This is a genomic window from Nocardia tenerifensis NBRC 101015, from assembly GCF_000308715.1.
Lineage (GTDB): Bacteria > Actinomycetota > Actinomycetes > Mycobacteriales > Mycobacteriaceae > Nocardia > Nocardia tenerifensis.
In genome coordinates this window covers 16,926-27,345 of record NZ_BAGH01000588.1, presented here as the reverse complement: position 1 = coordinate 27,345, position 10,420 = coordinate 16,926, and the positions used below count along the sequence as shown (strand labels likewise).

The following is a 10,420-nucleotide window of genomic DNA, read 5'->3' as shown; positions in this document are numbered from 1 at the left end:
GCGCGCGCGGCCAGGGTGGTGCGCAGGATCGCGCAGGTCGGCGCGCGTGCGGCGGTGCGCGGCGAGCGCGGCCGCCTCGGCCTCGATGGCGATGCGGGCCTCGATCACCGAGGCGATGGTGGCACGGCGCAGCACCACGTCCCAGTCGTCCTTGGCGTCGAGCGCCGTGACGAACACGCCCGCGCCTTGACGGCTGTCGAGCACGCCCTTGCCCGCCAGTTCGCGGATCGCCTCGCGCAGCGTCGAGCGACCCACACCGAGCTGCGCGGCGAGGGTCGTCTCGCCCGGCAGGCGGTGCCCGAGCGGCCACTCGCCGGCCTTGATGCGCGTCAACAACAGCTCGGCCGCCTGGGCGGCCAGCGGGTGACGCCGAACCTGCGAAACCATCGCAACCTCTCTACTTGTCTGAGGAGTTGTGTATAGTCTAGCCATCATGCGCACCATGCTTCTGCTTAGCCGCCACGGCGGGGCCTGACCGGCCCCCCGCCGTGGGGCTCTGTCGTGGCCGGTCACCTCCCGTCGTGACTGCCAGAAAGCAGAGACCATGCGTTTTCCGACCATCAGTACCCCCGCCGGCCGGATTCCCGACCACGCTCCGGCGTGGAACCCCCAGCGGCACTCCCAAATGCCCTCGCACCGTTACCGATCCGTGTACGACCGGGTGGAAGTGCCGCTCACCCAGCGTGATTGGCCGAACGCGCGCATCACCGCCGCGCCGCTGTGGGTCCCGGTGGACCTGCGCGACGGCAACCAGGCCCTCGCCGAGCCCATGGACCCCGAGCGCAAGCGGCGCTTCTTCGAACTCATGGTGGCGATGGGCTACAAGGAGATCGAGGTCGGCTACCCGTCCGCCTCGCAGACCGACTTCGACTTCGTCCGGCTGATCGCCGAGGCCGACCTCGCGCCCGACGACGTCACCGTGGTCGTATTCACCCCCGCCCGAACCGATCTCATCGAACGCACCGTCGAATCCGTACGCGGCCTGCGCAAGGTCGTCGTGCACATGTACGCCGCCACCGCGCCCACGTGGCGAAACACGGTGCTGGGCAAGGACAGGGACGCGCTGCGCGAGCTGATCCTCGCCGGCGGTCGCGACGTGCTGAGGTGCGCCGCCGGCCTGCCGGACGTGCGCTTCGAGTTCTCGCCCGAGGTGTTCAACCTGACCGAGCCCGACTACGTGCTCGACCTGTGCGACCGCATGACGACGCTCTGGGACGCCACCCCGCAGCGCCCGGTGATCCTGAACCTGCCTGCCACGGTGGAGGTCGCGACGCCGAACGTCTACGCGGACCAGATCGAGTACATGCATCGCAACCTGGCCCGCCGCGACAGCGTCATCCTGTCCGTGCACCCGCACAACGACCGGGGCACCGGCATCGCCTGCGCCGAACTGGCCGTGCTGGCCGGCGCGCAGCGCGTCGAGGGCTGCGTATTCGGCAACGGTGAGCGCACCGGCAATGTCGACCTCGCCACCCTCGCGCTGAACCTGCACGCGCAGGGCGTCGATCCGATGATCGACTTCTCCGACATCGACGAGGTCCGCCGCACCGTCGAGTACTGCACCCGCATGCCGGTTCCCGAAAGGCATCCGTACGTAGGCGATCTCGTGCACACCGCGTTCTCCGGCACCCACCAGGACGCGATCAACAAGGGCCTGGCCGAGCATCGCGCGCGGGCCGCGCGCACGGGAGTCCCGGAGCGCCAACTGGATTGGCAGGTGCCGTACCTGCCGATCGACCCGGCCGACCTCGGCCGCGCCTACGACGCCGTCATCCGGGTCAACTCGCAGTCGGGCAAGGGCGGCATCGCCTACCTGCTGAAGACCGAGTTCGGCCTCGACCTGCCCCGGCACCTGCAGATCGACTTCGCCAGGCACGTCCAGGCACACACCGACGCCAGCGGCCGCGAGATCACCGCCGCCGAGCTGCGCGACCTGTTCGAGGCCGTCTACCCGGTGGTCGAGACGTCCTGACCCGGGCGGCATCTTCGGGCAAATCGCCCGCGGCTCGGCGGTCCATGCGAAGGTAGGCGGCGTGGCGCGGCACGTGACAGGAAACCTCCCCGCCGAAGTGACCAGCTTCGTCGGGCGGGGCAGCGAAGTCGCCGCCGCCAGGAAACTGCTGGCAGGCACCCGGCTGCTCACGCTCACCGGGCCAGGCGGCGTCGGCAAGACCCGTCTGGCCCGGCGGGTGGGCGAGGCGGTCCGGCGGGCCTTTCCCGACGGCGTGTGGCTGGTCGAGGTGGCCCACGTCAACGACGGCGAGCTGGTGGCGTTGAGCGTCGCGCAGGCGCTCGGCCTGCGCGACGACACCAGCGCCCCGCTCGCTGGGCTGACCGACTATCTCCATGGCAAGCATCTGCTGCTCGTGCTCGACAACTGTGAGCACCTCATCGACGCCTGTGCCGAACTGGTCGACCGGCTGATCGTCAGCACACCCGATATCCGGGTGCTGGCGACCAGCCGGGAGCCGCTGGGCGTGGTGGGGGAGCGGGTGCTGCCGGTCGCGCCGCTGCCGGTGCCCGAGATCGCCGAGGACTCCGGCGAAGTCGACGCGACCGACACCGCGGCGCTGCGACTGCTGATCGACCGGGCCACCGCGGCGAACCCCGAATTCCGCGTCACCGCCGCCAATCTCGGCGCGCTCGCGGCGATCTGCGCTCGGCTGGAGGGCATTCCGCTGGCGCTGGAGCTCGCGGCGTTGCGGCTGCGGGCCTTCACCCCGGATCAGGTGCTGGCCCGACTCGACGACACCATGCGCCTGCTCACGACCGGGCTGCGCACCGCGCCGCGGCGGCAGCAGACGCTCGAGGCCGCCATCCGGTGGAGCTACGACCTGTGCACGCCGGACGAGCAGCGCCTGTGGGAGCAACTCGCCGTTTTCGCAGGCGGATTCGAGCTGGCCGCCGCCGAGTCGGTGTGTGTGCTCGACCCGCCCGGCGCGCTGGTGGACGCGCTCGCCGGCCTGGTCGACAAGTCCGTGCTGAGCCATCGGCACGACAGCGACGGCACCGGCCGCTACGCCATGCTCGAGCCGCTGCGGCAGTTCGCGCTGGCCCGGCTCGCCGCGCACGGCGACGAGTACGCGGTCCGGGTGCGGCACCGCGACCACTACTACGAGCTGGCCCGGCGCGCGCGCACCGAATACTGGAGCGCGGCGGACGTGGTCTGGTTCCGCGACGTCACCCGCGAGCACGCGAATCTGCGTGCGGCCCTTCAATTCGCGCTCGCCGACCCCGCCGGCGCGCACCGGGGGTTACAGATCGCGAGCGAGCTGCGGCCGTTCTGGGAGCACTACCGGTTCTTCCTGGAGGGCTACCGCTGGCTGATGGACGCGCTCGGCAAGGATCTCGACCGCACCGCCGACCGGGCACGGGCGCTGGCCGCCGCGTCGATCATCGCCGCCATGCTCTCCGACACCGTGTCGGCGCACGAGTATCTGCGCGAATGTGTGGCGATAGCAACCGAATTGGCGGCCGAGCAGGTGCTGGTCGAGGCCCTGCTGCTGTCGGCGGTGCTGGCCTTCGCCGAGTCCGACCCGGTGCGCGCGCTCGAGATCGCCGAGGACGCCGCGGTGCGGGCGCGCGCGTGCGGGCACCACGGCACAGAGATGGAGTGCCTCGCGTTCGGGTACGTGTGCGCGATGGTGCTCGCGGACGCGCGCGCGGACGCACTGGCCGAGCGGTTCCTGGCGCGCACGGCCGAGCACGGCTCGCATCTGCTCGGCGGCCTCGCCTCCTGGGCGGTCGGGACGAACCACTGGCGAAACGGCAACGCCGACAAGGCGATCCGGGAGCTGCGCCGCGCGATCGAACTGTTGCGGATGTTCGACCGCTGCGTGTGGACGGCCTCGGTGTTCGACGGGCTCGCCTGGGTCGCGGCCGCCGGCGACGACCAGTACCGGGCCGCCCGCCTCATGGGGGCGGCGGCGACGGTGCGGCGCGGCAGCACGCAGCGCCTGGCGCACGCCATGACCGACGCGGTCGGCGAGAAGGTCCGCCGCCAGGTGCGGGCGGCCTTGGGGGACAAGGACTTCGGCGCGGCGTTCGACGGCGGGGCCGCCCTGTCCCTCGACGAGGCGGTCGGCTACGCGCTCGGCGACGACCGGCCCGACGCGCCATCGACGCCGAAATCGGCCGTGCCCGAACGGCTCACGCGTCGCGAGCAGGACGTGGCCCGGCTGATCGCCGCCGGATACAGCAACAAGCGCATCGCCGCCGAGCTGGTCATCTCGGTCCGCACCGCGGAGAGCCACGTCGACCACATCCTCACCAAGCTCGGGTTCGACTCGCGCGCCCAGGTGGCGGCCTGGGTCAGCCGCGACGCCCGCTGATCAGCTGCCGGTGGCGCCGTCGATGCGTTCGCGCAGCAGGTCGGCGTGCCCGTTGTGCCGGGCGTACTCCTCGATCATGTGCAGGTAGACCCAGCGGAGGTTGTACACCATCTCCGGACGCAGCGGATGCGGGAAGGTGTGCTCGAGCGGCAGGTCGGCGACCGCGGCGTCGGCCAGCTCGATCTCGCGCCGGAAGGTCTCGAAATCGGTTGCGGGGTCGGCTTGTTCGGTGTCGTCGAAGTCGCCGTCGGGGTTGTCCTCGCTGCAATAGACGTACGGCGCGTCCTCGCCGGCCGCGGCGAGCCGGAACCAGCCGCGCTCCACCTCGGTCATGTGCCGGACCAGGGCGTGCAGCGACAGAGTCGACGGTTCGACGGAGCGCCGCCGGAGCTGTCGCGCGTCGAGCCCGGCGCATTTGCTCAGCAGGGTGGCGCGGTGGAAGTCGAGCCAGCCGCGCAGCATCGTTCGTTCGTCGGCGATCAGCGGCGGTCTGGTCCGGACAGGGTCGGGCGCGCTCCAGGTCATGCGGCGACGGTAACCCGGCTGCCGCGCCGCACGCTCGTGATTATCGCCCCGGCCGCCGCCCGCGAGTGAACCGCTTCGCCTGGTCCCCGCGCAGCTTCTCGGCGGGCAGGGTGCGGCCGCACAGCACCAGCAGCAGGTCCTGCGCGTCGCCGGACACCACCTCGCCGGAGCCGTAGCTCCAGTCCAGATCCTCGGCGCGCAGCTCGATCCCCTTCAGATCGACCCCGAAGAACTTGACGCTCTTCGGGTTTATGCCCGCGAGAACGAGGCGCAGCCGATCCTCCGGCACTTTCCGGCCGAGGCCCAGCGCGACGGTGATGTCCAGGCCGTGGATGACGTCGTGGCTCAACGCGCCCGAGAAGCCGCCGCCGGGCGGTTTCCACGGGTGAGCGACGTTGTCCCACAGCGATTTCAGCAGATCCTCGGCCGTGAGCTCCGCGGCGTCCTGCCGGGCCGTCCGGTCGGACATCCGATGGAAACTCCCCATCGCCCGCACCATCTCGAAGGCGAACCGCGGCCCCGACAGCCGGTACGGCATGGTCATGTGCGCGACCACCTCGCGCACCCGCCAGCCCTTGCACAGCGTCGGCGCGTCCCAGCTCGCGGCGTCGAGTCCGCTCAGTAGTTCGGCAAGGTCGGTCCGCTCGTTCGTGATCGCCCTGCGCACCTCGGTCTCGGTCATAGTCTCTCCTCGCCCGCAGATCATTCCCGCCCGCGCCCCGACACGCCATACCCCGGAAAAATCGATCGGCCGAACGGTAAGAAATCGCATTTGCGACAGCCGGTCGTCGGTCTGCATGATGGGCTTGTCATCGGCCCGCGCCGACCGTTACCGCCAGCCGGGAGAACAGCTTTGACCTCACCCATCGCGCCCTTCGACGCGGACTACCTGCTCGATCCGTACGTGGTGCACGCCAAGTTGCGGGACAGCGCGCCCGTGCATCGCGTCGAACTGCCGGATGGTTCGCAGGCGTGGCTGGTCACCCGGGAGGCCGATGTGCGGCGGGGGCTCGCCGATCCGCGCCTCTCGATCGACAAGCGCTCGTCGCGGACGGGGTACCGGGGTTTCCGGCTGCCGCCGGTGTTCGAGGCGAATCTGCTCAATATCGACCCGCCGGATCACACTCGGTTGCGCCGGTTGGTCTCGCACGCGTTCACGCGCCGGCGCATCGATACGCTGCAAGACCAGATTCAAGCCGAAACGGATGTGCTGCTCGATCGAATGGCCGGTCGCGCACAGTCGGAGTTGATCGCCGACTTCGCCGCCCCATTGCCGCTCACGGTGATCGGTGACCTGCTCGGGATCCCGAGTGGAGATCGCGAGGCATTTCACGGATGGACGAACGCGCTGCTCTCGCCCGATCCAGAACAGCCGCAGCAAGCAAAGCAGGCCGTCGTCCAGATGGCGCAGTTCATGGTCGATCTCGTCGCGACCAAGCGCGCCACACCCGCCGACGATTTCCTTTCCGACCTGATCGCCGTGCGCGACGCCGGTGATGAGCTCACCGAAGACGAACTAGTTTCTCTCGCGTTCCTCATTTTCTGGGCGGGCTACGAAAACGCCGTGAAACTCATCGGCAAAGCCGTGCTCGCCCTCTTCGACCACCCCGAACAACTCGCCGCACTCCGCGCCACCGCGCCCACGGTGAGCGACGCCGCGGTCGAGGAACTCCTGCGCTACGCCCACCCCAGCCAATTCGCGATCCGTCGTTTCCCCACCGAGGACATCACCATCGGCGACGTCCGAATCCCCGCGGGCGACACCGTGCTGTTCGGCACCGCGTCCGCCGACCGCGACCCCGCGTTCGTGCCCGACCCCGACACCCTCGACCTGACGAGAGCCGACAACCAGCACCTCGCGCTGGGCCACGGGATCCACTACTGCCTCGGCGCGCCGCTCGCCCGCCTCGAAACCCGCATAGCCATCGGAAGTCTCATCCACCGATTCCCCCGAATGGCGCTGGCCGTCCCTCGCGAGCAGCTCCGCTGGCGCTCCTCTTTCCGCGAACACGGCCTGCGCGAACTGCCGGTGATCCTCGGCGGTTAGGCCGTGTGCCGAGGTCCTGTCCGGTGATCTCCGAAGCCGGCCTGAACCGGGTGCGGCAGCTGCATGCGGTGGCGTCTGTGCTGGCCGGACCAGGTGAATCGTTTGGCTTTGTCGCCGAGCAGCGCTCCGTCGGGCAGCGCGCGGCCGCACAGCACGAGCAGCAGATGCTGTGCCGCGCCGCGCACCACCTCACCGGAGCCGTAGCTCCAGTCCAGATCCTCTGCGCGCAACTCGATCCCGTCGAGGTCGACGCCGAAGAACTTCAGGCTCTGGGGATTCACGGCGTCCAGCACGATCCGCAGCCGATCCTCGGGCACCTTCCGGTCCAGCCCGAGCGCGACGGTGATGTCCAAGCCGTGCACGACGTCGTGGCTCAACGCGCCCGCGAGCCCGCCGCCGGGCGGCGTCCACGGATGAGCGACGTTGTCCCACAGCGTCTTCAACAGATCCTCGGGCGTGAGCGCCGCCGCGTCCCGTCGGGCGGCACGATCGGCCAGCCGATGGAAACGCCCTCCCGCCCGCAGCATGTCGAGCGCGAAGCGCGCCTCGGAGAGCCGGTACGGCAGGGTGATGTGCGCGACGACCTCCCGCACCCGCCAGCCCCGGCACAGCGACCGCGCGTCCCAGGCGTCGGCGTCGAGCCCCGCCAATACCTCGGCGAGGTCGGTTCGTTCCGCCGTGATCGCCGCGCGCACCTCGCTGTCCGTCACCGTCTCTCCTCGCCGTCGCCCAGCGCGCGACCTCGGCCCGGCCGAGCACGGGCACCATCGCGGACGCACTTGGGATTTGTCGGGTATGTCCCTTTCCGTGATGCTATGCCGGGTGTGTCATCGTCTGAGCATTCGGCGTTTCGCACCGGCGTGTCGCGTTGACTATCGCGGCGTGAGGAACGTTCCCGCGTGCAGTGTGCTGCCGAAGCCGGGCGCGAAGACGCCGTACTCGTAGACCACGTGCCCGCCGACCACGGTGGCCGCCACGGCCCGGTCGTTGCGGTTGACCATCCGGTTCAGCCCGGCGAGGCCGGGGAACGGGGCCTCGGCGTAGGCGGCGCCGGAGCCGTCGAAGCCGGCCGGATCGATGACCGCGATGTCGGCGCGGGCGCCCTCACTCAGGCGGCCGACGTCCAGGCCGTACCAGTCGGCGAGCTCGCCGGTCAGCCGGTGCACCGCCGCCTCGATCGGCATGAACGCGCGCCGATGCGCCCGCTCCAGCATGCGCAGGCCGAAGTTGTAGAAGGCCATATTGCGCAGGTGCGCACCGGAATCGGCGAAACCGACCTGCACGTTGGGGGAGCGCTGGAGTCGGTCGAGCACGTCGTCGCGGTCGTTGGCGATCACCGTGCGCCAGCGCAGCCGCGACCCGTGCGCGACGGCGAGATCGAGCAGCGCGTCGGCGGGGTGGATGCCGCGCTCGTCGGCCACCGCGCCGAACGACTTGCCGACCACCTCGGCCTCGGGGCAGGCGACGATCTCGGCGTCGTACAGGTCCCGATGCCACACTCGAGGACCGTATTTCTTCGCGAGATCCTTGCGGAACTGCCTGCGATAAGACTCGTCGGCCAGCAGTTCCCCGCGCGCGAGCACGTCGCGAATGTTGAGCGCCGCGACGCCGGAGCCGAACTCCTCGAAGACGACCAGGTCGACCCCGTCGGCGTAGACCTCGAACGGCACCGGCAGGTGCTGCCACCGAAAAGCCGCCCCGCCCAGCTTGTTCGCGATCCAGGCCGCGGTGATCGCCGCGCGCGCCGTGGTGCGATCGGCCTTCACGTCCATGCCCGCGATCAGGGTTGTCTTGAGCGGCTTGCGCACTCGCCCGGCGCTCTGCGCGAAGTAGCGCGCGATCTCCAGCCGGGAGGTAAGGTTCGGCGTGCTCTGGTGGATCCGATTCCGTTGCCGCAGAATGTCGTTCAGCGCCGAGTACTCGCGCCAATCGGCGTAGGTCGAGGGCAGCTGCCTGCTCGGGAAGCGCTCGCCCGCCAGCTTCGAGAACGAGCTGCGGATGGTGGACAGCCCGAGGAACCCGGCGTCGAGCGCGTCGGTCAGCATGCGCCGCATGCGATTCAGCTCGTCGGCGGTGGGCCGCACCCGCGGATCGACCGCCCGGCCCAGCCCCATGACGGCCACCCGGATGTCCGAATGGCCCAACAGCGCGGCCACGTTCGCGCCGAGCGGGCGCGCGGCCAGCGACTGTGCATAGGTCCGGGGCCCGTCCCAGTCCCGATGCTCCTTCACCGCCGAGTGCACCGCGTCCCAGGGCAGCGCCTCCACCCGGGCGAACATGTCGGCGCAGTCGTCGGCCTCGGCATACACCGTGGACAGCGAGCAGTTCCCGATGACCACGGAGGTGACGCCGTGCCGCACCGACTCGCCGAGCCCCGGATTGCCGAGCACCTCGGCGTCGTAGTGGGTGTGCACGTCGAGCAGGCCCGGCATGACCCACTTACCCGTCGCGTCGATGCTCCGCGTGCCCGTCGGCAGCGGCTCGGCGCTGATCGCGACGACTTTGCCGTCTCGGACGCCGACATCGGCCGCGCGCGGCGGCGACCCCGCGCCGTCGAACACCGACCCGCCGCGAATCACCACGTCGTACATCTGCGCCTCCATGCCACCGGTATCCGGTACTCCCGGTTATGAATACATCGTCGCACGGGCCGGTCTCCGAGGTCAGGGGATCGAAATCGACCGAAGTGCCGTTGTTTGCCATCCAGATCGTTCGCGGGAACGAATACGAAGACGGATCGCCCCGCGACCGCACCCGCCGTCGCGGCACACACACAGAGATTGGGGAACGTGCATGCGCGTCAGGCCGGCTCGGATGACCACCCTGGCAACCTGCTGTGCCCTCGTGCTGCTGGGGCTGCTGCCCGCGAGCGCGGCGCGGGCGGACAGCGAGATCGAGGGCGTCGACGTCTCGGACGGCACCGTCGACTGGGTCAGCGGGCACGCCAAAGGCGGCGCGTTCGCCTACCTCGAGGCGACCCAGGGCAAGAGCGGCGTCAACTCGGCCTTCGACCGGCTGACGCTCGGCGCGACCACCGCTGGCCTGTACCACGGCGCGTATCACGTCGCCGCGCCCGGCGCGAGCAGGGGCATGGATCAGGCCAACTTCTTCGTCGACCACGGCGGCGCCTGGAAGGCGGAGGACGGGCGCACGTTGCCGGGAGCGATCGTGCTGCAAGAGAAGTCGAAGTGCGACGGCCTCGAGCCCGCGGCGATGGTCGCGTGGCTGAAGGAGTTCAGCAACACCTACCGCACGCGGACCACGCGGGCGCCGGTCATCGCGACCACCTCCGCGTGGTGGAAGACGTGCACCGACGACTCCGTGGACTTCGGCGCCGTGAACCCCCTGTGGATCCTGCACCCCGGTAAGTCCACCGGCCCGCTGCCCGCGGGCTGGAAGTCTTACGCGCTCTGGCGCTACGCGGCCGCCGGGGCGAAGGGCTCGGACCGGTTGAACGGTGACGAGGCCGCCCTCGAGCAGTTCGCCGTCCCGAATGGGGCCTGACCGCAACGGTATC

At 70.2% G+C, this 10,420-nt stretch carries 7 protein-coding genes and 2 pseudogenes; 4 read left to right on the top strand and 5 right to left on the bottom strand.

Annotation, left to right across the window (positions count from 1 at the left end; translation table 11 throughout):
- Positions 1-387, bottom strand: a pseudogene (locus ON39_RS39335) (FadR/GntR family transcriptional regulator); the annotation flags it as partial.
- A gap of 238 nt (positions 388-625) precedes the next feature.
- On the opposite strand from ON39_RS39335, the pseudogene ON39_RS39330 reads away from it, so the two are divergent.
- Positions 626-1,951, top strand: a pseudogene (locus tag ON39_RS39330) (2-isopropylmalate synthase); the annotation flags it as partial.
- A gap of 82 nt (positions 1,952-2,033) precedes the next feature.
- The gene (locus ON39_RS39325) at positions 2,034-4,331 is read left to right on the top strand and encodes an ATP-binding protein (RefSeq protein ID WP_246003113.1); all 2,298 of its coding nucleotides are present in this window, start codon (positions 2,034-2,036) and stop codon (positions 4,329-4,331) included.
- Here ON39_RS39325 and ON39_RS39320 read toward each other — a convergent pair whose 3' ends face one another.
- Both ON39_RS39320 and ON39_RS39315 read right to left on the bottom strand, forming a co-directional pair.
- Positions 4,332-4,856 carry a DinB family protein gene (locus ON39_RS39320; RefSeq protein WP_040741822.1) on the bottom strand — a complete coding sequence of 175 codons (525 nt, stop codon included), beginning with the start codon at positions 4,854-4,856 and terminating at the stop codon, positions 4,332-4,334.
- A 40-nt stretch (positions 4,857-4,896) separates the two neighbouring features.
- Positions 4,897-5,538: a maleylpyruvate isomerase family mycothiol-dependent enzyme gene (locus ON39_RS39315; protein WP_040741821.1), complete on the bottom strand. Its 642-nt coding sequence runs from the start codon at positions 5,536-5,538 to the stop codon at positions 4,897-4,899.
- Between the two features lie 171 nt (positions 5,539-5,709).
- Here ON39_RS39315 and ON39_RS39310 point away from each other — a divergent pair, with 171 nt between their 5' ends.
- The gene (locus ON39_RS39310) at positions 5,710-6,903 is read left to right on the top strand and encodes a cytochrome P450 family protein (RefSeq protein ID WP_040741820.1); all 1,194 of its coding nucleotides are present in this window, start codon (positions 5,710-5,712) and stop codon (positions 6,901-6,903) included.
- Here the strand turns inward: ON39_RS39310 and ON39_RS39305 are convergent.
- Positions 6,900-7,613: a maleylpyruvate isomerase family mycothiol-dependent enzyme gene (locus ON39_RS39305; protein WP_063713458.1), complete on the bottom strand. Its 714-nt coding sequence runs from the start codon at positions 7,611-7,613 to the stop codon at positions 6,900-6,902. The genes ON39_RS39310 and ON39_RS39305 overlap by 4 nt on opposite strands.
- Positions 7,614-7,775: 162 nt before the next feature.
- Complete coding sequence (locus ON39_RS39300; RefSeq protein WP_040741818.1) at positions 7,776-9,506, bottom strand: N-acyl-D-amino-acid deacylase family protein; 1,731 nt, start codon at positions 9,504-9,506, stop codon at positions 7,776-7,778.
- Positions 9,507-9,717: 211 nt separating this feature from the next.
- On the opposite strand from ON39_RS39300, the gene ON39_RS39295 reads away from it, so the two are divergent.
- Positions 9,718-10,407: a GH25 family lysozyme gene (locus ON39_RS39295; protein WP_157195606.1), complete on the top strand. Its 690-nt coding sequence runs from the start codon at positions 9,718-9,720 to the stop codon at positions 10,405-10,407.
- Positions 10,408-10,420 lie beyond the last annotated feature (13 nt).